Consider the following 22,162-nt stretch of genomic DNA (forward strand, 5'->3'; position numbering starts at 1 on the left):
GTTCAACTCACCAGAAAGGCCAGCACCACCGCGCCCAGCGCCAGCATGGCGAGCGAGCAAATGAAAACCAGCTCGCCCCACCATTCGTAGCGCTGGCGCGCATGGCCGGGGCGCAGCGACATGAAGGACAGCACGGCGCTGACCAAAAATAGCAAGGCGTCAGCCGCCAGCAGCTTGTCGACAATCACGCGCAACTCGCCGCGCGGCCCCAGGTGGCCGATCGACAGCACCGTCATGCACACGCCGATCATGGTGGCCGACGTTGGCAGGATATGCGCCGACAAACCCCGCTCGCGGGCCTTGGCCGCGTCGTCCGGCGTCAAGGCTACCCCTGGTTCGTCCCTGCCGGCCATACCAGCTCCACGCGCGCCGAACTGCCCGCCTTGACTTCCACCTTACGTTCCAGCGTCTTGCCCGCCAGGGTGGCGTGCAGGCTATAGCTGCCCGGTGCCAGCCGCGCCAGCAGGTACGGTCCGCTGGCGGTGGTCTGCAGCACGACCGCGCCCTTGGCGTCGCGCACTTCCAGCTTCACATCGGAAGCGAATTGCGCACGTCCCGCCGCCTGCACGGAAAACACCAGGCTCAATGGCCACTGCCGGCTGGCGTTCTTGATGGCGGTCGATTCATCGAGGCCGATGCCGCCGCTCAGATACTCGACCGTGCCGCTTTTATGTATGCGCGGCAGTGCGCTGTCGTTCTGCGCGTAAACGATACCGGCAGCCAGACTGGCGACCAGAAACAGCGCAGCCAGCCCAGAACTCTTGTTGCGTAGATTGCTTTTCATCTCACTCTCCTCACGTCATGCGGTTTGGATCAAAGGTTTGAATCAAAGGTTGGACTCAACATACGCAGCGAAGCTTAGGCCGGTCTTACGGTCAGGCTTGAAACCGGCTTAACGGCGGCGCAGCGCGTCAGCGATCTTCTGGTCGGTCTTGTACTGGCTCAGCGAATATACGGCCCATATCGCGGCAGGCAGCCAGCCGATCAAAGTAATCTGCAGTATCAGGCAAATGATGCCGGCGATGGGGCGGCCGATCGTGAAAAAAGTCAGCCACGGCAGTATCAGGGCGATCAGCAAACGCATAGTTATCCTTTGATATCCCCCGGTACCGCGGGGGCCGGTCCGGCGAACGCCGACAGTAAATCCCTAGCAATCATTATAACAATAGTAATGATAGCGGCCACTTAAATGGCGGCTGGTTTTTGCCATTTTTCCATCCAGGCCAGGATGCCTGCAAAGATGATATCCCGGTTCACCTCATTGAAATTCTCGTGAAAATTGGCCGGATATAAATGGTAGTCGAGCAAGCCGTCCGGCACGCTGCGCAGCATGGCTTCGGTGGCGCGGCTGCTGGCCAGCTTGTCGTCGCCAGCCACGACCGCGAACAGGGGAAACGACCAGGCCGACAAGCCGCCGGACAAGGCTTTTTGCGCCGTCGTCAGGGCATGGGCAAAACGCACGGTCACTTCGCTGGCGCGGATGCCGTCGCGCTCATCCTGGAAGTGGCGCTCGGTAATCGCCTGGTCGTGCGTGAGCAGCATGGTCAAATTCCCCAGCGGGACTTTCATGGTGGGAAAGCGGCTGGCCAGCCAGCCGGAGAGCATCTGCAGCACTTTCGGCACGGGAATCGCATTCACATAGTAGGGCGACGAGATGATGAAGCCGGCAATCGCCGGGTCGCCGGCGAAACGCTGCAAGCCCAGGTGCGTGGCGATCAAGCCACCCATCGAGTGGCCCATGACGAAGATGGGCAGACCCGGATAGGTCTGTTTGACCCAGGCCAGGAACAGTTCGGCGTCGTCGAGAAAGGCATCAAACGATGGGATATCAACCCTGCGCTGGCCATTGTGACCCACCATGTCGAAGCTGACGGTGGCGTAACCATGCTGGCGAAAATACAGGGCTGGCGTGACGTAGTCACCCGCATGCGCCATGCCGCCGTGCAGCGCCAGGATCACGGCGCGCGGCTGCGCAGGTGCCGGCGGCTGCCAGATATGAATCGGGCGCGCTACCTGGTCGCTGCACAGCAAACTGTCCATCTTGTCTTCTGAAAACCGCATCATGACTCCTGTTTTCCCCGTCACGCCTTCAAATGCTCGATCAACTGGCGCGCATACAGGGGTAGTTCACTGAACTGGCGTACGCAGATGGTGAGATTGCGTACCGACCAGGGATCGGATAATTCCAGGCAGCGCAGCGCCATCGTCTGCTGGCAGCGGCGCGCCGCCGCCAGCGGCACCACGCTGATGCCCACGCCATTGGCCACCATGCGGCACACCGCATCGAAACTGCGCAGGCGCACCCGCACCTTTAGCGGGCGGCCCGCACGCGCCGCGTGCGAAATCAGGTACTGCTGCATTGCGCTGTCATCGGCCAGGCCGATAAAATCGTGGTCGAGCACCGTGGCGAAATCAACGGCGCCGTGCTGGCCAATGGCGCGGTGATGCAGACCATCGTCCGCAGCGATCACCACCAGGCGGTCGGGCCGGAACAAAAAGGTTTGCAAGCCGCGCATGTCGACCGAATCGGAGACGATGCCCATGTCGGCCAGCCCTTCCGAGACAGCCTTGACGATATCGTAGCTGAGACGCTCTTCCAGGTCGACCGTCAGGTTGGGATGGCGGTCCAGGAAAGTACCCAGCGCCTCGGGCAGGAATTCGCTGAGCGCCGCCGTATTGCATAGCAGCCGCAACTGCCCTTTCAAGCCGCGCGCAAACTCGCCAAGTTCGCCGCGCATTTTTTCCATCTGCTGCAACACCAGGCGCGCATGGTGCAGCAAGGTTTGCCCCACGGGCGTAGCCTCCACGCCACGCCGGCCGCGCAGCAGCAGCGGCATGCCCAGCGCCTCTTCCATGCCGCGCACGCGCGCACTGGCCGAGGCCAGCGCCAGATGACTGCGCTCAGCGCCCGCCGTCAGGCTGCCCGCTTCCACCACGTGCACGAATAACTGCAAATCGACCAGATCAAAGCGCATCGTTCCTCCATGACCTCATGCTATCAGACTATGGATTTCACTGAGGCTGACTCAAGATAATCCATCTTTGCAATTACAACAAGGAAGCGCAAAATTCGGCCATTCTCATTCTTTATTCAAGATCATGGACACGACGTTCCTGCTAGTAATCTGCGCCAGCTTTCTGCTAGCTGGCTTCGTCAAAGGCGTAGTGGGCCTGGGCTTGCCGACGGTGGCCATGGGCACGCTGGGCCTGATCATGCCGCCGGTGCAAGCGGCCGCCCTCTTGATCGTGCCATCGATGGTGACGAATGTGTGGCAACTGGCAGCCGGGCCGGGCCTGCGCGCCCTGCTGCGCCGCTTGTGGCCGCTGCTGCTGTGGGTGATGGCGGGTACGATAGCCGGTGGTGCGCTGCTGCCGCGTGACGGCGGCGACTGGGCCGTGGTCGCCCTGGGGGTGGCGCTGATGCTGTATGCGCTGGCGGGGCTGCTGTCGCTGCGTTTGCACGTGCCACCACGACATGAACGCTGGCTGGCCCCGCTGGTGGGCGCAGCAACGGGCCTCGTCACGGCCGCCACCGGCGTGTTCGTGATACCCGCCGTGCCTTATCTGCAAGGGCTGGGACTGGCGCGCGACGAACTGGTGCAGGCGCTGGGCCTGGCGTTTACCGCGTCGACCATCGCGCTAGCGGCCAGCCTGGCCCTGCAGGGCAATTTCAGCCTGGGCGCGGCAGGCGCTTCGGCCTGGGCCCTGCTGCCGGCGCTGGCCGGCATGCTGGCAGGCCAATGGCTGCGCGGACGCATCGCTCCCGATCTGTTCAAAAAATGCTTTTTTATTGGCTTGCTCGCCCTGGGTCTGCATGCAGCCCTGAAACCATGGCTGGGGTGATGAAAATAGATTGGCAGAGCGATCACGCCCTGTGTGCATGGATCGATGGCCAACAAGTGGCCATGCTCGATATCAGCCAAGAGGCGGATGACGTGACAGTCAATATGCTGTTCGTGAAACCGCCGTTTCGGCGGCGCGGCATCGGCCGAGCGCTGTTGCAGCAACTACTGTTATGCCATCCGCAAGCGGGATTGGTTTGCAGCGACCCGCGGCTGCGGGCGCTGCTGGGTAAGGCTTAAATACCGTAACGGGTGCGGTAAGCCGAAACTGCCTCTTTAAATTTCAGCAGTTCCGGATCGGCGCCGTCGCCATTCAAATAGCCGAACAAATCGTCCAGGTTACCGATCGAGATAACAGGAATGCCATACTGTTTCGACACTTCCTGCACTGCCGAACTAGGCGACAGCTGGCCGTCCGGGCCCGAACGTTCCATGCGGTCCAATGCGATCAGCACGGCGCACGGTTCGGCGCCAGCCGCGCGTATCATGTCCACCGATTCACGCACCGAGGTGCCGGCCGAGATCACATCGTCAATAATGACAACCTTGCCCTGCAATTTGGCGCCGACGATGGTGCCGCCTTCGCCATGGTCCTTGGCTTCCTTGCGGTTGAAGGCAAAAGAAGTGTTGCGGCCCTTGCCAGCCAGCGCCACGGCGGTGGCCGAGGCCAGGGTAATGCCTTTGTAGGCGGGGCCGAACAGCATGTCGAATTCGACGCCCGAATCGAGCAGGGTCTGGGCATAGAACTGCGCCAGCTCGGCCAGGGTAGCGCCGTCGTGGAACAAGCCGGCGTTGAAAAAGTAAGGCGATTGACGCCCGGCCTTGGTGGTGAACTCGCCGAACCGCAAGACTCCCTTGGATACTGAAAACGCGATAAACTGCTGGCGTAAATTATTCACATGAGCCTCATTATTTGAAAGTGCCTGTATTTTAATCCGCGCGCACCGCCGAGACAATCCGTTCCGCCGCCCTGCTCCGCCCCATTTTTCCTGAAGACCTATGCCAAAAATTATCTCCGCCAACCTGAACGGCATCCGTTCCGCCGCCAAAAAAGGCTTTTTCAACTGGATGGGCACACAGACGGCCGATTTCATCTGCGTGCAGGAATTGAAGGCGCAACTGCCGGACATGACGCCGGAATTCCTCAACCCGCACGGCTACCATGGCCATTTCCACTACGCCGAGAAAAAAGGCTATTCCGGCACGGGCGTGTACAGCAAGGTCGAGCCGGACGCCGTGCATATCGGCTTCGGCAGCCCTGAATTCGATGCCGAAGGCCGTTATGTGCGCTGTGATTTTGGCAATCTTTCCGTGATTTCCGTGTACTGCCCCTCCGGTTCATCGGGTCCGGAACGCCAGGAAGCCAAGTTCCGCTTCATGGACGTGTTCCTGCCACACTTGCTGCAATTGAAAGCAGAAGGCCGCGAAATCGTCATTTGCGGCGACTGGAATATCGCCCATCATGAAATCGACTTGAAGAACTGGAAAGGCAACAAGAAAAACTCCGGCTTCCTGCCTGAAGAGCGGGCCTGGCTGACACGCGTGTTCGACGAACTCGGTTACGTCGACGTGCACCGTGGCCTGGACAAGCGTGAAGAACAATACACCTGGTGGAGCAACCGCGGCCAGGCGTATGCGAAAAACGTGGGCTGGCGCATCGACTACCACGTCGCCACCCCCGGCATCGCAGGCCAGGCGCATACGGTCAGCGTGTACAAGGACGAACGTTTTTCAGATCATGCGCCCTTGATTATCGATTACACGCCCAGGGCCTGATCGTCTCGCACGTAGGTCGGCTTAGCGCATAGCGCGTAAGCCGACATGCACGGCTTAGGCCTGGAGTTTGCGCTTGCTTGTAAAGCGGCGTGCTGCTCCCGTCAAAGGATCGGTAAACGCAATCGCCCGCGCCAGCAGTTGCAGCGGCTGCGACATATCGTCTTCCTTGCACGGCAAAGCCACCGGGTAAAAGACATCGTTGACAATCGGGATGCCCAGCGACGCCAGGTGCACGCGTAACTGGTGCTTGCGGCCCGTATGCGGAAACAATCGGTACAGATTGAATTCGCCGCGCTGCTCGATCACGTCGATGATGGTTTCCGAATTCGGCTCGCCCTCTTCCTCACGCATCAGGAAAAACTTGTCGCCATCGACCATGCGGCTGCGATAGGTGAATGGAAAAGCATGATCCTGCAGGCGCGGCGCCAGCGCTTCGTATTCCTTGGCGATTTCACGGCGCTGGAACATTGATTGATACGCGCCACGGCTGGCCTGCTGGCGCGAAAAAATCACCACGCCAGCCGTCTCACGGTCTAGCCGGTGGATAGGCGTCAGCTCGGCGATGCCCAGCGTCTTTTTCAGCCGCGTCAGCAAGGTCTCTTGCACGAAGCGTCCGCCCGGGGTCATGGGCAGGAAATGCGGTTTGTCGACCACTACCAGATGCTCGTCCTGGAACAAAATCTCTTCCTGGAATGGAATCGGCGTTTCATATTCCAGTTCGCGGTAATAAAAGATGCGCATGCCGCGCTGGTAAGCGCTGGCAGGTGTCAGCACTACACCCTCGCTACTCACCACTTCACTACGCGCCATGCGGTCTATCCACTGCGCCGCACTGATTTGCGGATAACGTTCGACGAGAAAGCTCAGCATGTCTGGCCACTGCCCTTGCGGCAGCCACAGATAGCTGGGCGCGACACCGTCGCGTACCGGCAAGGGCGGCACCAGCTGATTGCTACGCGAAGACATGCTAGCGTGTAGCGACCACGTTGCTGCGGTATGGCGGCAAGGCGTCCACGCTGACACCCTTGGTGCGCGCGTACAGCGGCAGCACCTGCGCCATATGGTTATTCATTTGCGCGATACGATCGTTGCCCGACGGGTGAGTCGACAGAAATTCTGGTGGCGCACCCTTGCTCACCGCTGCCATTTTCTGCCACAGCACCACGCCGGCGCGCGGGTCGAAACCAGCGCGGGCTGCCAGGTCCATGCCGATCAGGTCCGCTTCGCGCTCGTCGTCGCGCGAAAATTTCAGCATCACGCCTTGCGCCGCCATATTGGTGGCGGTGCTGGTGAGATTTGGATCCACGCCCAGCCAGGCAGACAGGCCAGCGCCAGCCAGCTTGGCGCCGACAGCGGCCAGGTTGCCCTTGCCAGCCTGCGCCTGCGCATGTTCACGCAGCGCATGCGAAATTTCATGGCCCATCACGACGGCCACTTCATCGTCAGTCAAGTTCAGTTTATTCAGGATGCCGCTGTAAAAAGCGATTTGCCCGCCTGGCATGCAGAAGGCATTCACTTCATCCGAGTTCAGCAAATTGATTTGCCACTGCCAGCTGCTGGCCGCATTGTTCCAGCGGGCCGCAAACGGGATGATGCGCTGGGCGATGGTCCGCAAGCGTTTGACTTGCGGATCGTTGTCGCTGACCAGCGTATTTTTATCCTTGGCCTCGCGCAGCAGTTGTGTGTACTGAAGTTTTGATTTTTCATTGAAGTTTTCGCCACCGGCGAAGATGCGCGTGTTCGACAGTGGACGCACCTTGATGCCATCCTGGACCGTCGCCTGCTGGGCAAAAACAGGCAGCGGCGCCAGCACCGTGGCCGCGCACAGGCTGGCCACCAAGGCGAGATGTTTAAACGGGTGTCGTGTCACGTGTCCTCCATGGAGCAATTTTTGGCAGCATCATCATGGCCGGGAAGGCCAAAAAGAAGCAGACGATAAAAAACGAAAACCAGCCCAGTTCCGCGACCAGAAAGCCCACCGAGGCATTGATCAGGGTGCGCGGCACGGCGCTGAGGCTGGAAAATAGCGCATATTGGGTGGCCGTGTAGCGCGGGTCCGTGCTGCGCGACAGGAACGCCACAAAGGCGGCCGCGCCCAGGCCCAGGCTGGCGAAGGCTTCAAAGCCGATCACGGCACTGAGCAAAATGGTATTCGGTCCCACATGCGCCAGCCAGGCAAAACCCAGGATGGCGCAGGCTTGCAAGGCGCCGAACACCCACAAGCCACGGTTGATGCCCAGCTTGAGCATCCACACGCCGCCGACGATGCCGCCAGCCAGGCTGGCCCAGAAACCGGTGGTGTTGGCAGCCAGGCCGATCTGCGTCATGCTGAAACCCAGGTCCAGATAAAACTTGGTCGCCAACGCGGTAGCCATGCTGTCACCGATTTTATACAGTAGCACAAACGCCAATATCCACATGGCGTTGCGCCAGCCATCGCGCGCGATGAATTCCTTGAATGGCAAGATGATCGCTTCGCGCATGGTGCTGGGCGGCGCACCATACACGCTCGGTTCCCTGATCAACAGTGTGCACAGCAAACCTGGCAGCATGAAGGCGGCCGTGATCCAGAATACGGCTTGCCACGGCATGCGGTCGGCCAGGATCAGCGACAGCGCGCCCGGCACCATGCCCGCCACCTTGTAGGCATTGACGATGACAGCCGCGCCCAGGCCCTGCTCGTTATCGCTGAGGATTTCGCGGCGGTAGGCATCGATGACGATGTCCTGGCTGGCCGACAAAAAAGCTACGCCACCAGCGGCAGCCGCAATCAAGCCAATCTGCGTAAGCGGATCGAGCATGCCCATGGCACCGATGGCGAAAAACAACGCCAGCTGGGTCAGCGCCATCCAGCCACGCCGCCGTCCCAGCCCCAGGATGGGGTAGCGGTCCATCAAGGGCGCCCACAGGAATTTCCAGATATACGGGAACTGCACCAGGGCGAACAAGCCCAGCGCCTTGACGTTCAGCCCCGACTTGGCCAGCCACGCCTGCAGCAGGTACAGCAAAATAAACAGCGGCAGGCCGGAACTGAAACCCAGCACCAGCACGGCCAGCATGCGGCCGTTGGCGTAGCTACGCCAGCCTGGCGCCGGGCTGTTTGTCATCAATGCACCGCTTTTTTACGCAGGCGGAACACGGCCAGGTCGCCGCGCAGATTCGGCAGCACGGATACTATCTTGCCTTCGGCCAGGGCCACGCACTCGATCACTTCCAGGCCGCATTCCTCGGCCAGTTCGCGGAAATCCTTGATGGTTGCGCAGCGCACGTTCGGCGTGTCATACCACTGGTAAGGCAGCGATTTCGACACTGGCATGCGGCCCTTGAGCAGCGCCAGCCGGTGCGGCCAGTGGGCAAAGTTGGGGAACGATACGATCGCTTCTGTGCCCACGCGTACGATGTCGCGCAACAACGGCTCGACCTGCTTCATCATCTGCAAGGAAGACAGGCACAGCACCGTATCGAAGCTGTTGTCGCCAAAGATGGCCAGGCCCTTTTCCATGTCTTGCTGGACCACGTTCACGCCGCGCTGGGTACTGGCCAGCACCTTGTCGTCGGCGATCTCGATGCCGTAGCCACTGCATTCCCGGTCGCTTTGCAGGTATTCGAGCATCACGCCGTCGCCGCAGCCGACGTCGAGCACATGGGCGTTTTTCGGCACCCAGTGGGCGATGAAAGCCAGGTCGGGACGCAGCGCGCTCAATTCATCAAAAGTCATGCTGTCTCCTTCTCGCCCTGGCGGGCCGTCTGCGATTGCCGTGCCGAGGCGGGCGTACCTGCCTCGATGTCATTCCATACCTGGCCATAATAGGCGCGCACCATGTTCATGTAGCGCGGATCTTCCAGCAAAAAGGCGTCGTGGCCATGTGGCGCGTCGATCTCGGCATATGTCACCTGGCGGCGGTTGACCACCAGCGCTTCGACGATCTGGCGGCTGCATTCGGGTGAGAAGCGCCAGTCGGTGGAAAACGAGGCCAGGAAAAACTTGGCTTTGGTGCCAGACAGCGCCTTGGCCAGGTCGCCGCCATGGGCGCGCGCCGGATCGAAATAATCGAGTGCCTTGGTGATCAGCAGATAGGTGTTGGCGTCGAAGTATTCGGAGAATTTGTCGCCCTGGTAGCGCAGATAGGATTCAATTTCGAAATCGATGCCGAAGCCGAATTTGTAGTCGCCCGTCTGCGCCGCATCGCGCAGCTTGCGGCCAAATTTTTCAGCCATGTCGTCATTCGACAGATAGGTGATGTGGCCGACCATGCGCGCCACGCGCAAGCCGTTTTTCGGCACCACGCCGTGCGCATAAAAATCGCCGCCCCGATAATCAGGGTCGGACAAAATCGCCTGGCGGGCGACGTCATTGAAAGCGATATTCTGCGCCGACAGCTTGGCCGTCGAAGCGATCACCACGCAGTGGCGCAGGCGCTCGGGGAACATGATGCTCCAGGCCAGCGCCTGCATGCCGCCCAGCGAGCCGCCCATCACGGCCGCAAACTGGGTGATGCCCAGCTGATCGGCCAGGCGCGCCTGCGCACTGACCCAGTCTTCCACCGTCACGACGGGGAAGGCGGCGCCATACGGCTTGCCGGTAGCGGGGTTGGTGTGCATCGGGCCCGTCGAGCCAAAGCAGGAGCCCAGGTTGTTAACGCCGATGACGAAGAATTTGTTGGTGTCGAGCGGCTTGCCGGGACCAACCATATTGTCCCACCAGCCTGCGCTTTTCGGTTCGTCCGCATACACGCCAGCCACGTGGTGCGAGGCGTTCAGGGCGTGGCAGACCAGCACCGCGTTCGATTTGTCCGCGTTCAGGGTGCCGTAGGTTTCATACATCAACATATAGTCCAGCAGCGATGCTCCGCTTTGCAGCTGCAGGGGTTCCGCAAAATACATGGTTTGCGGTGAAACGATTCCAATAGATGACATGTTCGTGTCGGTTTATAAAGGGGGTTGGCCCCACGGGCCATGATCGATGCAAAACCGCGATGATAGGCTCTGCAACTTTGACACCCGGGTACGGCTTGCCGCGCGCGCTGTACCCGGGTGCTGATAAGCTGACAGTTTACATGAGCTGCAACTGTTGTACCGCCTCGGCGATTACATTTGGCTCCATCGAGCGCATAATTTTGCGTATTTGTGGCGCAATCAGCCCCAGATCGCTGTTCAGGATCTCTTGTTTGACCGCCAATAGCTGCGCCGGGTGCATGGAGAATTCCCGCAAGCCCATGCCGAGCAGCAAACGCGTGAGCTTGACGTCGCCCGCCATCTCGCCGCAGACGGCCACGTCGATGCCCGCCTTGTGGCCGGCGGCGATCGTCATCGAGATCAGTTGCAGCACGGCCGGATGCAGCGGATTGTACAAATGCGCCACTTCATAATCGACCCTGTCGATCGCCAGGGTGTACTGGATCAGGTCATTGGTGCCGATCGACAGGAAATCCATGCGCTTGACGAACATGGGCAGCGCCAGCGCAGCTGCCGGAATCTCGATCATGGCGCCCACTTCGACTTCTTCATCGAATTTGACACCCTCTTCGCGCAAGCTGGCCTTGGCTTGCTCGATCATCGCCAGCGACTGGTCGATCTCGAACGCGTGCGCCAGCATGGGGATCAGGATGCGCACCTTGCCAAAGGCTGAAGCGCGCAAGATCGCCCGCAACTGCGTCAGGAACAGCTGCGGTTCGGCCAGGCAGTAGCGGATCGCGCGCAGGCCCAGAGCAGGATTGAGTGCCGTGTGGTCGGACTGGTCGAGCGGCTTGTCGGCGCCGATGTCGAGCGTGCGGATAGTCACCGCGCGCCCCTTCATCGAGACCACGGTATTGCGGTAGGCCTCGAATTGCTCGTCCTCGGACGGGATCTTGTGGGCGCGGCCCATGAACAGGAATTCGGAACGGAACAGGCCCACGCCGCTGGCGCCCGACTCCAGCGCAAACGGGCAATCCTCGGGCAGTTCGATATTGGCCAGCAGGGTAATCGGCGTGCCGCACTTGGTGACGGCCGGGGTTTTTTTCAGCTTGCCCAGCTTTTTGCGCGCACGCTGCATGGCCAGCTGGCGCTCGCGGTACTGTTCCAGCACCAGCGCACTGGGGTTGGCGATCACCACGCCGGCGTCACCATCGATGATGATCCAGTCGTCCTGCTCGATCAGGGTCGATGCCTGCGACATACCGACGGCCGCCGGAATGTCCAGGCTGCGCGCGACGATGGCCGTGTGCGAGTTTTGTCCGCCCACGTCGGTGATGAAACCGATGAAGGAGCGGTCGCGGAACTGCAGCATGTCGGCCGGCGAAATATCATGCGCGACGACCACCATCTGCGCCATCAATTCATCTTCGGCAGCGGCCACGGGCAGCAATTGTTCTGTGCCCAGCAAGACCTTCAACACCCTCTCGGCCACTTGCTGGATATCGGCCTTGCGCTCGCGCAGATAAGGGTCTTCGATTTCATCGAACTGGGCCGACAATTCATCGATCTGCGTCAGCAGCGCCCATTCGGCGTTGTAGTGGCGCGTGCGGATGATGTCGAGCGGCGCTTCGGAAATCATCGGGTCGGACAGGATCAGCGCGTGCACGTCGATGAAGGCGCCCAGCTCGGTGGGCGCATCCTTGGGCAAATCGTTCCACAGGGTTTGCAGTTCCTTGTGGACGGTAGCGAATGCATGTTGCAAACGCAGTACTTCGGCTTCGATCTGTTCCTGGGCGACCAGGTAATGTTTGACGTCAAGGGCGGCCGGCGCCAGCAGATGCGCTCGGCCAATGGCGATCCCGCGGGAGACCGGGATGCCGTGGAGCGTGAAGGATGCCATGGGTTGACCTGTCGGGATGCGGCTGCGGCTGCGTTCGGCGGGCATTACTCGCCTTCGCCAAACCTGTCGTTAATCAGGATGGTGAGCGCGTCGACGCAAGCCTGCTCGTCTTCGCCATCAGCCTCCAGTGTCACTTTGGCGCCCTTGCCGGCGGCCAGCATCATCACGCCCATGATGGACTTGGCATTGATGCGGCGCGCGTTGCGGGTCAGCCACACATCGCTCTTGAACTTGGCGGCCAGCTGCGTAAATTTGGCGGAAGCGCGTGCATGCAGTCCCAGCTTGTTGATGATTTCGAGTTCTTTTTGAATCATTTTTGTATAGTCTCTATCCCTGAATACTACGCTGATGACAGTTCACTTATAAAATCCGCCGCCTTCAGGGCGGCGGCCATGGCACTTCCTTCCTTACTCGCCGACGCGAATACGGTTATCGACGCGCACGGCGCCGCTTTGCGCACCGGCCAACGCCATTTCCACCACCACATCGAGCGTATCGCGGCGATACGTGATCGCGCGCAGCAGCATCGGCAGGCTGATGCCGGCGATGACTTCCACCCGGCCAGCGTCCGCCAGCTTGTTGCAGCAATTGGACGGCGTACCACCCTTCACATCGGTAATCACCAGCACGCCTGAACCATCATCGAGGCGGCAAATCGCTGCCGCGGCCAATTTCTGTACTTCGGCCAGATCCTGATCGGCCAGCACATCGATTGCTTCAAAACGCTCGGTCGGCCCGCGGAACACATGGGCGCAGGCGGCAACAAAAGCCTGTCCCAGTGGGGCGTGGGTCATGAGCAAGATCCCTACCATAATCATTTCACCTTATTAACTTTGCTGGGCAACGCCGTGCTCGACCGCATCGATAAACATGGCAGCCACATCAAAACCAGTCTGCTGCATGATTTCCTGGAAGCAAGTCGGGCTGGTGACATTGACTTCCGTCAGGTAGTCACCAATCACATCCAATCCTACCAGCATCAGGCCACGGCCGGCCAGGATAGGGCCAAGCTTTTCAGCGATTTCCAGGTCGCGCGCCGTCAATGGCTGCGCCACGCCCGTGCCGCCCGCGGCCAGGTTGCCGCGCACTTCGCCCGCCTGCGGGATACGCGCCAGGGAAAACGGCACCGGCTTGCCGCCGATTACCAGGATGCGCTTGTCGCCCTTGGCGATATCGGGAATAAAGCGCTGGGCCATGATGGTTTGTCCACCATTTTCCGTCAGCGTTTCGATGATGGCGCCCAGATTCAAACCATCGGCCTTGACGCGGAAGATGCCCGTGCCGCCCATGCCGTCGAGCGGCTTGAAGATCACATCCTGGTGCTTGGCGTGAAAAGCACGCAAGCGCGCTTCGCTCGACGTCACCAGGGTCGGCGAGGTGAATTCGGAAAACTGGGCAATCGCCAGCTTTTCATTGTTGTCGCGGATGGCAGACGGCTTGTTGAAGACGCGTGCGCCCTGCTTTTCCGCCAGTTCCAGCAAATAGGTGCCGTACACATATTCCATGTCGAACGGCGGATCCTTGCGTTCGATGATCGCGTCCAGGGTCGACAAACGCACTTCCTCGCGGGACACGACCTGGTACCAGTCGTGCTCGTGACCCGTCAGCACGATGTGTTGTACCTCGGCCGTCACGATGCCTTCTTCCAGCGCCATGTCCTTCTGTTCAAATGCATAGATGGCGTGACCGCGCCTGGCAGCCTCGCGCATCATGGCAAAAGTGGAATCTTTATATGTCTTGAAGCCCGCCAGCGGGTCGGCAAGGAATGCGATTTTCATGTACGGTCCAGTCGAGATGCTTGAGATGAATGCTTGATTCTAGCCGAGATCGCCAGGCGGGGTTGCGCCGCGCCTGGCGACCCCGGCTGCAAGGATCGATCACCCTCGATCAATACACCTCGGGATTCGGGTCGGTGCGTTCCATTTCCAGCGACGCCGCCAGCAAGGCCAGCCGCGCTACCACGCCATACACATAAAAACGGTTCGGCGCCGCCGTGCCCGGCTTGGCCTTCAAGTCCGGTACCGCGTGCTGCTGGGCAAATGCCAGCGGCACATATTGCGAACCGGGAGCGTTAAGGTTCTGGTCCACGCCCTTTTCCGCGTGCACACGGTAGAAACCGCCCACCACATAGCGGTCTATCATGTAGACCACCGGCTCGGCCACGGCATCCTTGATGCTTTCAAAGGTCGGCACGCCTTCCTGGATGATCACGTCGGTGACCACCTTGCCATCCTTGACGATGGACATGGTGTCGCGCTGCTTGCGCGACAGATCACGCACTTCGCTGGCGTCGCGCACGGTCATGATGCCCGTGCCATAGGTGCCGGCGTCGGGCTTGACGATCACGAATGGTTTTTCCTTGATGCCGTATTCCTTGTACTTCTTGCGGATCTTGGCCAGCAGCACGTCCACGCTGGCGGCCAGCGCATCTTCGCCCTCGCCTTCCTGGAAGTTGATATCGCTGCACTTGGCGTGGAAGGGGTTCAGCATCCAGGGATCGACATCGATCATCTTGCCGAACTTTTTCACCACTTCATCGTAAGCCGTGTAGTGATTGCTCTTGCGGCGCAAGGCCCAGCCCGCGTGCAAAGGCGGCAGCAGGCTTTGTTCATGAATATTTTGCAAGATATCGGGGATACCGTCCGACAAGTCGTTATTCAGCAAGATCGTGCAGGGGTCGAAATCCTTCAAGCCCAGGCGGCGACCATTGTTCAGGCGCACCAGCGGCTCGATCACCAGCATATTGCCATCTGGCAACGCCAATGGTGTCGGCTGGGTAATTTCAGGCGACCAGGAACCCAGGCGCACATGCAAGCCTGTCTGGCGGAAAATCTGCATCAGCCGCGCCACGTTTTGCAAATAATGCGGCGTGTTGTTATTCAACTCCGGAATCATCAGCAGATTGCGGGCGTCCGGACAATATTTGTCGATGGCGGCCATCGCTGCCTGCACCGACAAGGGCAGCATTTCCGTGGCCAGGTGATGGAATCCGCCAGGGAACAGATTCGTGTCGACGGGCGCCAGTTTATAACCGGCATTGCGTAAGTCGACTGAGCAATAGAAAGGCGGCGTGTGCTCTTGCCACTCCATGCGGAACCAGCGCTCAATGGCCGGCGTCGCGGCCAGGATCTTTTTTTCTAGGTCGAGCAGCGGTCCAGTCAGGGCCGTGACGAGATGGGGAACCATAGTTACATCCTTAAATTATGTGCAGTCATCGAAAAGCACACAGAACTGCCGACTATATTACCGTGTAAGTAGCCCAAATCGGGGCAAAAGCCTTGTTTTAAAGACCTTTTGCATTCGTATAAGGAAAAAAAAGGCGCCTCAATGAGGCGCCCTTACAAGCAAAACAACGTTGACACGGTGCGCCGGGGCGCCGCCATATCAAAGAATTAATAATTATCCGTGATAAGCCTGCTCACCATGGCTGGTGATATCGAGGCCTTCGCGCTCTTCTTCTTCCGGTACGCGCAGGCCGATGACGATGTCGACCAGTTTATAGGCGATCAGGGATACCACCGCCGACCAGATGACGGTCGTGCCGACGGCTTCCGCCTGCACCAGCACCTGGTGGCCGATCGAATACGGGTCAGCCGACATCTTGTTGGTGACATAGTCGAAAATGCCCTGTCCGCCCAGTTGTGGTGCAGCAAAGACACCGGTCAGCAAGGCGCCCAGGATACCGCCCACGCCGTGAACGCCGAACACGTCGAGCGAATCATCGACGCCCAGCAGACGTTTCAAGCCATTCACGCCCCACAGGCACACCACGCCAGCAATCAAGCCGATCACCAGGCCGCCCATCGGACCGACGAAACCGGCTGCCGGGGTGATTGCCACCAGGCCAGCGACGGCGCCCGATGCGCCACCGAGCATGGAAGGCTTGCCCTTGGTGATCCATTCGCCAAACACCCATGACAAAGTGGCGGCGGCGGTCGCCAGCAAGGTGTTGACGAAGGCCAGTGCCGCCACGTCGCCAGCTTCCAGGGAAGAGCCGGCGTTGAAGCCGAACCAGCCTACCCACAGCAAGGAAGCACCGATCATGGTCATCGTCAGCGAGTGTGGCGCCATCGATTCACGGCCCAGACCGACGCGTTTGCCGATCATGATGGCGCCCATCAGGCCGGCGATAGCAGCATTGATATGCACCACGGTGCCGCCGGCGAAATCCAGCGCGCCTTTCTGGAACAGCCAGCCCGCTTTCAAGGTTTCACTGGCCGAGGTCGCTGCATTGGTGATGGCGTCAGGGCCGGTCCAGAACCAGACCATGTGCGCCACTGGCAAATAGCCAAAGGTAAACCACAGGACAACGAAGGCCAGCACAGCGGCAAACTTGGCGCGCTCGGCAAAGGCGCCGACGATCAGGGCGCAGGTGATGGCGGCAAACGTGCCCTGGAAGGCAACATAGACGAACTCGGGAATCACCACGCCCTTGCTGAAGGTAGCGGCGGTGGCAAACGTGCCTTTGACCGGATCCCAGATCCCGTTCAGGAACAGGCGGTCAAAGCCACCGAAGAAGGCGGTTTTTTCCGTGAAGGCGATCGAATAGCCATAAATGCACCACAGCACCACGATCAGGGCAAACACCATGAACACTTGCATCAGCACCGACAGCATGTTCTTGGAACGCACCAGGCCACCATAGAAAAGGGCCAGGCCGGGGATCGTCATCAAGATCACCAGCAAGGTGGACAGCATCATGAAGCCGGTATCGCCTTTATTCGGAACCGGTGCGGCTGCAGGGGCCGCAGCGGCAGGGGCTGGCGCAGCAGCGACAGGGGCAGCATCCGGTGCAGGCGTCACGGCAGGCGTAGCGACAGCCGACGTGGTGGCAGCAGCCGACGTGGTGGCAGCAGCCGGCGCATCGGCAAAACTGGGCGCGGCCACGCCAAAGGCAAACAGACAGGCTATCCCAGCAAGTACTTTTGTTATATTTTTATTCATTAAGATTCCCCTTAGAGCGCTTCGTTGCCGGTCTCGCCGGTACGGATGCGGATAACTTGTTCCAGGTTGTAGACGAAAATCTTGCCATCACCGATTTTACCGGTGCGCGCGGCGCCCTCGATCGCTTCGATGGCCTGGTCGACGATGGCATCATCGACGGCAGCCTCGATTTTGGTTTTTGGCAGGAAATCGACGACATACTCGGCGCCGCGGTACAGTTCCGTGTGGCCTTTCTGGCGGCCAAAGCCTTTGACTTCAGTGACAGTTATCCCTTGCACATTGATAGCCGACAAGGCTTCACGTACTTCGTCCAGCTTGAACGGTTTAATGATCGCGGTAATCATTTTCATGGCGGTCTCGTTTAAAAGGTTTTGGAAACAGTGAGTACTAGGCCGGTTTTGGCCAGATTTTTGCCGTTGGGCGCCAGCGAGGTGATATTGGCCTTGACAGCAGCCAGCGATACGGTGGCAAAGCCGGTGAAATCCTTGCTCACGCCCAGCTTGTAGTCGTAATAACTGAGCGAGTCATTGTGTTTCACGCTTTGATGGCCCACATGCAGGTTCAGCGTATAGTCGTCGTACACGGGCCAGTTCAAACCGGCATCGAGATAGCCGCTGTGCTTGCTATCGGCCACGCCGAACAGATTCGTGGTTGCATGCGAATACTTGATGTAGGCCGGACCGTAACTGAGCTGGCCATAAAGTTCAAAGGTATTGGCATTCGTGCTCAAGCCATTCGAAGGATAGTAGTAATACAATCCACCGACATCGTATGTGATCCCCGACCCGAGGTCGCCCTTCTTGCCGCCATAAATATCCCACTCCAGGTTGTCATCGCCACCACCGTCCTTGATCCACTTGATGCTCGACAGCCACGTACCCACATACAGTCCGGTGGGATTATGCGTATAGTCGACACCACCGCTGACGGCTGGATCGAGACGGCTTTGCGAGATTCCGCGATAACGGTAATCGCTGGTCAAGGCCACGTTATAGCTCACCACGTTATCTGGCACAGTTTCCGCTACGGCAGTTGCAGGGCTTGTTGCCTCCTGCGCCATAGCATTACCGCACAGGACAGCCATGGCCGATGTCAACGCTGCTAGAGTCATGCTGTGAGACAGATTCTTCATGGCGATTTCCTTTTATTGAGCTTTTAAAGCGGTTGAGGTTTAAAATCTTGCCTGGAGATCACAAAGCGTTTATGAACTCTTTAGCAGAATGTGTGCCAGCTACCTTGCCACCTTGACAGCTGTGTTTATGCCCATACATGGCTCACAAGCGCGATGAATAGCGGACATGGCATGCTGAAGCGTTATAAATTTGCTCAGCTGCGCACCAGATTAAGGCTGAAGTGCACCGCAATGGTGCGATGCACCTGCCGCACCCCGAAGAACACCTAAAGGATTCACCATGGACATGAATAATTTCTTTAATGATTTGCAAGGCAAAATCCATCAAGCCATCGAAAACTCGCCGGCCAAGGATATCGAAAAAAATGTGAAATCGATGATGACCCAGGGCTTCGCCCGCCTGGACCTGGTCACGCGTGAAGAATTCGATATCCAGGCGCAAGTGCTGGCCAAGACCCGCGCCAAGCTGGATGCACTGGAACTGCGCGTGGTAGAACTGGAAGCGCGCCTGAACGAGCCGAAGGCTTAAGCGGCTTCCTTTCAACGGCCTTGCTGGCGCACCGCAAAACCTGCGCCACCACGACCGCTAGACTGAACCTGCCCGCTTGCTGCGGTGCAGGGAGTCAAAATGAGCCTGGCAGTCCTGAAAAGCCGCGCCCTGGCCGGCATGGATGCGCCAGAGGTAAACGTCGAAGTCCATCTGGCCAATGGCTTGCCCTCGTTTACCATCGTCGGCTTGCCCGATACGGAGGTCAAGGAATCACGCGACCGCGTGCGCGCCGCGCTGCAAAACTGCGGCTTTGACATGCCCGCGCGTCGCATCACGGCCAACCTGGCGCCTGCCGACCTGCCAAAAGAATCAGGACGTTTCGATCTGCCGATCGCACTCGGCATCCTCGCAGCCTCGGGCCAACTGGCTGGAGATCAATTACACCGCTACGAATTTGCCGGCGAACTGTCGCTGTCTGGCCAATTACGCCCTATCCGTGGCGCGCTGGCCATGACCTTTGCCATGCAGCGCAACCATGATGGTGCAAGGCGAGCCTTTATCCTGCCCTTTGCCAACGCCGACGAGGCGGCGCTGGTGCATGACGCCTGCATCTATCCAGCCCACACCCTGCTTGAGGTGTGCGCCCACTTTGCCGCGCGCGACAGCCAAACCGTCTTGCAACGCCACCAGCCGCAACTAGCGCAGGCGCCCTTTCAATTTCCCGACTTCATGGACGTGAAAGGCCAGCAGCAAGTAAAACGGGCACTGGAAGTTGCCGCGGCAGGTGGCCATAGCCTGCTGATGGTAGGTCCGCCCGGCGCCGGCAAAAGCATGCTTGCCTGCCGTTTTCCCGGCATCTTGCCGCCCATGAGCGAGGAAGAAGCACTGGAATCGGCGGCGGTGCATTCCTTGAGCGGCAATTTCAAGGTAGAAAACTGGAAGCGCCGGCCCTATCGCGCCCCTCATCAAACGGCGTCCGGCGTGGCCCTGGTAGGCGGTGGCAATATACCGCGGCCAGGCGAAATTTCACTGGCGCATTGCGGCGTGCTATTTTTAGATGAAATCGCCGAATTTGACCGCAGGGTGCTGGAAGTCTTGCGGCAACCCATGGAGTCCGGTCTCATCAGTATTTCGCGCGCAGCCCGCCAGGCCGAGTTTCCAGCCCGCTTCCAATTGATTGCCGCCATGAATCCTTGTCCCTGCGGCTACCTGGGCCATGCTTCCGGCCGCTGCCGTTGCACGCCCGACGCGGTGCTGCGCTATCACGGCCGTTTGTCGGGCCCCTTGCTCGACCGCATCGACATGCAGATCGAAGTGGCCGCCATGCTGCCCTCGTCACTGGCACGCCAGTCGGCCGGAGAAAGTTCCGCCATCATCGCGGCCCGCGTGGCAGCCGCCTTTGCCTTGCAGCAGGAACGCCAGGGCAAGAGCAACCAGCAACTGTCCAGTATCGAAATCGAGCAGCACTGCCAGCTCGACCAGAGTGGCGAGCAACTTTTGTTGAGCGCCATGCTGCGTCTGCACTGGTCAGCCCGCGCCTATCACCGCGTCTTGCGGGTCGCGCGCAGCATCGCCGACCTGGAAAATAGCCGCAAGATTGCTCAGCCGCATGTAGCCGAAGCGATACAGTACCGGCGCGTTCTGCGCGAACATTGAAGCGTGATTGCCAGTTGTGTATGACACTGCTACCATGAAGTGATGAAAAAAACATCAATCGCCACGGTTTTTGCCGCGCTGGCCACCGCCAGCATGCTGTCCGCCTGCAGTCCGAAATTCGACTGGCGCGACTATCGCAGTCCTGACGGGCAATTTAGCGCCCTCTTTCCAGGCAAGCCCTCGCGCCTGACGCGCGACGTGGACCTGGATGGAACGAAAGTCGGCCTGACCATGACCGCCAGCGAGGCTGAAGGTAGTACTTTTGCCATTGGCAATGCGTTGATGCCGACGCAAGCACAAGCCGAGGCAGCGCTGCCCGCCATGAAGACCGCCTTGCTTAACAATATCAAGGGCAGCGTGCGTAGTGAAAAATCAGCCTCTGCGGCCAGCAGCACGCCGGCGGGCACGCGGCAACAAAGTTCATTGAGCATCGAGGCAACAGGCACGCAGCAAGGCAAGCCTACCGTACTGATAGCGCGCTTCATCGCACAAGACAAACGCATCTTCCAGGTCGTCATCATCGGCGATGAAAAGAAACTGCCACGCGAAGCGATCGATACTTTCATGGATTCGGTCAAACTGGAGTAAAAAATTAACCAGAAAGCAATACTTAGTTTTAACTTAAAGAAAGAGTTATTGCTGGTCGAAGGGCTTGTAAATAAGTACGCTGTCCAACAGATAAGCTCAGCTGGGTTACCAGCATGCGGGTTCAGTGAGCCGACGCCCTGTGCGAATTTTCAAGTCGTGCTACTGTTTCGACACCAATAACAAGTTTCAGAAAGTTCTTATGTTGATCTCATTCAAATCCAAATCCTCCCCTGCCGTCCTGATGTACCAGGAACATGCCCAGCGTATCCTCGACATCCTGCACAAGAACCCGACCCGCGGCGTAATCACTCCAGCGGAAGCAGGTGAAGCACTGGCCTTGCTGGAACAGGAAGTGGCGGAAACCAAATTACACCCGGAAAATGACGTCGAGCATGATGTGCATACACCAGAGACGCGCGAAGCTGGTGAAACAGCCGAGCACGCACTCGCGCAAAGAGTCCATTTCTCGCAACGTGCTTATCCGCTGATGGAAATGCTGCGTTCGGCCAAGGCCGAAGGCGAAAGTATCGTCTGGGGTATCTAGGCAGATGAAAGTTGCAGACGAAAAAAAACCCCGCATCTAGCGGGGTTTTTTTATATAACAAGCCTGACAATAACCTACTTTCACACTGGTTGCAGCACTATCATCGGCGCAGAGTTGTTTCACGGTCCTGTTCGGGATGGGAAGGGGTGGTACCAACTTGCTATGGTCATCAGGCATAACTTTTTCGACAGCCTGCTCCCAACTGGGCAGCAAACCATCTGATCTGAGGAGGCGAATTATATAGCAGTTTGCCTGGCTGTGGTGATAAAACTGCTGTTTATACTAAAAATTCTCGACTAAAAACCACCAGACGAAAAAAAACCCCACCGGATACCGGAGGGGTTTTTCTCTACTACGAATAACAAGCCTGACAATAACCTACTTTCACACTGGT

26 protein-coding genes and 1 rRNA gene are annotated in these 22,162 nt (G+C 59.1%); 7 read left to right on the forward strand and 20 right to left on the reverse strand.

Going from position 1 to position 22,162, the window contains the following annotated elements; translation table 11 throughout:
* Positions 1–2: 2 nt before the first annotated feature.
* The 5 genes from HDE75_RS21535 to HDE75_RS21555 form a co-directional block, all read right to left on the reverse strand.
* Positions 3–353, reverse strand: a complete 351-nt coding sequence (locus HDE75_RS21535; protein ID WP_260174237.1) for a hypothetical protein — start codon at positions 351–353, stop codon at positions 3–5.
* Positions 326–784 carry a carboxypeptidase-like regulatory domain-containing protein gene (locus HDE75_RS21540; RefSeq protein WP_183680318.1) on the reverse strand — a complete coding sequence of 153 codons (459 nt, stop codon included), beginning with the start codon at positions 782–784 and terminating at the stop codon, positions 326–328. The genes HDE75_RS21535 and HDE75_RS21540 overlap by 28 nt, the downstream gene beginning before the upstream one ends.
* 108 nt (positions 785–892) lie before the next feature.
* Positions 893–1,084 (reverse strand): YqaE/Pmp3 family membrane protein, encoded by a 192-nt coding sequence (locus HDE75_RS21545; protein ID WP_183680320.1) that lies wholly within the window; start codon positions 1,082–1,084, stop codon positions 893–895.
* Between the two features lie 101 nt (positions 1,085–1,185).
* On the reverse strand, positions 1,186–2,064 hold the full coding sequence (locus HDE75_RS21550) for a lysophospholipase (protein WP_260174236.1): 879 nt from the start codon (positions 2,062–2,064) through the stop codon (positions 1,186–1,188).
* Between the two features lie 17 nt (positions 2,065–2,081).
* Complete coding sequence (locus tag HDE75_RS21555; protein ID WP_183680322.1) at positions 2,082–2,975, reverse strand: LysR substrate-binding domain-containing protein; 894 nt, start codon at positions 2,973–2,975, stop codon at positions 2,082–2,084.
* Positions 2,976–3,099: 124 nt separating this feature from the next.
* Here HDE75_RS21555 and HDE75_RS21560 point away from each other — a divergent pair, with 124 nt between their 5' ends.
* Together HDE75_RS21560 and HDE75_RS21565 are read left to right on the forward strand one after the other, a co-directional pair.
* Positions 3,100–3,843, forward strand: coding sequence for a sulfite exporter TauE/SafE family protein (locus HDE75_RS21560; protein ID WP_183680324.1), 744 nt, complete (start codon positions 3,100–3,102; stop codon positions 3,841–3,843).
* Positions 3,843–4,082, forward strand: a complete 240-nt coding sequence (locus tag HDE75_RS21565; protein ID WP_183680326.1) for a GNAT family N-acetyltransferase — start codon at positions 3,843–3,845, stop codon at positions 4,080–4,082. Before HDE75_RS21560 ends, HDE75_RS21565 begins: the two co-directional genes overlap by 1 nt.
* Here the strand turns inward: HDE75_RS21565 and pyrE are convergent.
* Positions 4,079–4,741 (reverse strand): orotate phosphoribosyltransferase, encoded by a 663-nt coding sequence (pyrE, locus tag HDE75_RS21570; RefSeq protein ID WP_183680328.1) that lies wholly within the window; start codon positions 4,739–4,741, stop codon positions 4,079–4,081. The genes HDE75_RS21565 and pyrE overlap by 4 nt on opposite strands.
* 100 nt (positions 4,742–4,841) lie before the next feature.
* Here pyrE and HDE75_RS21575 point away from each other — a divergent pair, with 100 nt between their 5' ends.
* Positions 4,842–5,618: an exodeoxyribonuclease III gene (locus tag HDE75_RS21575; protein WP_183680330.1), complete on the forward strand. Its 777-nt coding sequence runs from the start codon at positions 4,842–4,844 to the stop codon at positions 5,616–5,618.
* 54 nt (positions 5,619–5,672) lie between these two features.
* On the opposite strand, the gene HDE75_RS21580 is transcribed toward HDE75_RS21575, so the two are convergent.
* The 13 genes from HDE75_RS21580 to HDE75_RS21640 form a co-directional block, all read right to left on the reverse strand.
* Positions 5,673–6,584 carry a pseudouridine synthase gene (locus tag HDE75_RS21580; protein ID WP_183680332.1) on the reverse strand — a complete coding sequence of 304 codons (912 nt, stop codon included), beginning with the start codon at positions 6,582–6,584 and terminating at the stop codon, positions 5,673–5,675.
* A gap of 1 nt (position 6,585) precedes the next feature.
* Positions 6,586–7,488 (reverse strand): M48 family metallopeptidase, encoded by a 903-nt coding sequence (locus tag HDE75_RS21585; RefSeq protein WP_183680334.1) that lies wholly within the window; start codon positions 7,486–7,488, stop codon positions 6,586–6,588.
* Positions 7,469–8,725: an AmpG family muropeptide MFS transporter gene (locus HDE75_RS21590; RefSeq protein WP_183680336.1), complete on the reverse strand. Its 1,257-nt coding sequence runs from the start codon at positions 8,723–8,725 to the stop codon at positions 7,469–7,471. Before HDE75_RS21590 ends, HDE75_RS21585 begins: the two co-directional genes overlap by 20 nt.
* Positions 8,725–9,336: a methionine biosynthesis protein MetW gene (gene metW, locus HDE75_RS21595; RefSeq protein WP_183680338.1), complete on the reverse strand. Its 612-nt coding sequence runs from the start codon at positions 9,334–9,336 to the stop codon at positions 8,725–8,727. The genes HDE75_RS21590 and metW overlap by 1 nt, the downstream gene beginning before the upstream one ends.
* Entirely contained in the window at positions 9,333–10,535 is a 1,203-nt protein-coding gene (gene metX / locus HDE75_RS21600) for a homoserine O-succinyltransferase MetX (RefSeq protein ID WP_183680340.1), read from the reverse strand. The genes metW and metX overlap by 4 nt, the downstream gene beginning before the upstream one ends.
* Positions 10,536–10,671: 136 nt before the next feature.
* The gene (gene ptsP / locus HDE75_RS21605) at positions 10,672–12,414 is read right to left on the reverse strand and encodes a phosphoenolpyruvate--protein phosphotransferase (RefSeq protein WP_183680395.1); all 1,743 of its coding nucleotides are present in this window, start codon (positions 12,412–12,414) and stop codon (positions 10,672–10,674) included.
* Positions 12,415–12,458: 44 nt separating this feature from the next.
* Positions 12,459–12,728 (reverse strand): HPr family phosphocarrier protein, encoded by a 270-nt coding sequence (locus tag HDE75_RS21610; protein ID WP_183680342.1) that lies wholly within the window; start codon positions 12,726–12,728, stop codon positions 12,459–12,461.
* A gap of 93 nt (positions 12,729–12,821) precedes the next feature.
* Positions 12,822–13,226: a PTS sugar transporter subunit IIA gene (locus HDE75_RS21615; protein ID WP_183680344.1), complete on the reverse strand. Its 405-nt coding sequence runs from the start codon at positions 13,224–13,226 to the stop codon at positions 12,822–12,824.
* A 15-nt stretch (positions 13,227–13,241) separates the two neighbouring features.
* Positions 13,242–14,192, reverse strand: a complete 951-nt coding sequence (gene gshB / locus HDE75_RS21620; RefSeq protein WP_183680345.1) for a glutathione synthase — start codon at positions 14,190–14,192, stop codon at positions 13,242–13,244.
* Between the two features lie 109 nt (positions 14,193–14,301).
* A complete protein-coding gene (gshA, locus tag HDE75_RS21625) occupies positions 14,302–15,600 on the reverse strand; it encodes a glutamate--cysteine ligase (protein ID WP_183680347.1) in 1,299 nt (432 codons plus the stop codon).
* Between the two features lie 213 nt (positions 15,601–15,813).
* On the reverse strand, positions 15,814–17,358 hold the full coding sequence (locus HDE75_RS21630; RefSeq protein WP_183680349.1) for an ammonium transporter: 1,545 nt from the start codon (positions 17,356–17,358) through the stop codon (positions 15,814–15,816).
* A gap of 11 nt (positions 17,359–17,369) precedes the next feature.
* Positions 17,370–17,708 carry a P-II family nitrogen regulator gene (locus HDE75_RS21635; RefSeq protein WP_010393464.1) on the reverse strand — a complete coding sequence of 113 codons (339 nt, stop codon included), beginning with the start codon at positions 17,706–17,708 and terminating at the stop codon, positions 17,370–17,372.
* A gap of 11 nt (positions 17,709–17,719) precedes the next feature.
* Positions 17,720–18,490 (reverse strand): TorF family putative porin, encoded by a 771-nt coding sequence (locus HDE75_RS21640; RefSeq protein WP_183680351.1) that lies wholly within the window; start codon positions 18,488–18,490, stop codon positions 17,720–17,722.
* 280 nt (positions 18,491–18,770) lie between these two features.
* On the opposite strand from HDE75_RS21640, the gene HDE75_RS21645 reads away from it, so the two are divergent.
* The 4 genes from HDE75_RS21645 (at position 18,771) to HDE75_RS21660 (ending at position 21,768) form a co-directional block, all read left to right on the forward strand.
* A complete protein-coding gene (locus HDE75_RS21645; protein ID WP_183680353.1) occupies positions 18,771–19,019 on the forward strand; it encodes an accessory factor UbiK family protein in 249 nt (82 codons plus the stop codon).
* A gap of 99 nt (positions 19,020–19,118) precedes the next feature.
* Complete coding sequence (locus HDE75_RS21650; RefSeq protein ID WP_183680355.1) at positions 19,119–20,636, forward strand: YifB family Mg chelatase-like AAA ATPase; 1,518 nt, start codon at positions 19,119–19,121, stop codon at positions 20,634–20,636.
* Between the two features lie 42 nt (positions 20,637–20,678).
* Positions 20,679–21,224 (forward strand): hypothetical protein, encoded by a 546-nt coding sequence (locus HDE75_RS21655; RefSeq protein ID WP_183680357.1) that lies wholly within the window; start codon positions 20,679–20,681, stop codon positions 21,222–21,224.
* Positions 21,225–21,423: 199 nt separating this feature from the next.
* On the forward strand, positions 21,424–21,768 hold the full coding sequence (locus tag HDE75_RS21660) for a DUF1840 domain-containing protein (protein ID WP_183680359.1): 345 nt from the start codon (positions 21,424–21,426) through the stop codon (positions 21,766–21,768).
* A 61-nt stretch (positions 21,769–21,829) separates the two neighbouring features.
* Here HDE75_RS21660 and rrf read toward each other — a convergent pair.
* Positions 21,830–21,942 (reverse strand): 5S ribosomal RNA (gene rrf / locus HDE75_RS21665).
* Positions 21,943–22,162: the final 220 nt, after the last annotated feature.

Source organism: Janthinobacterium silvisoli (genome assembly GCF_014200725.1).
Classification (GTDB): Bacteria; Pseudomonadota; Gammaproteobacteria; order Burkholderiales; family Burkholderiaceae_D; genus Janthinobacterium.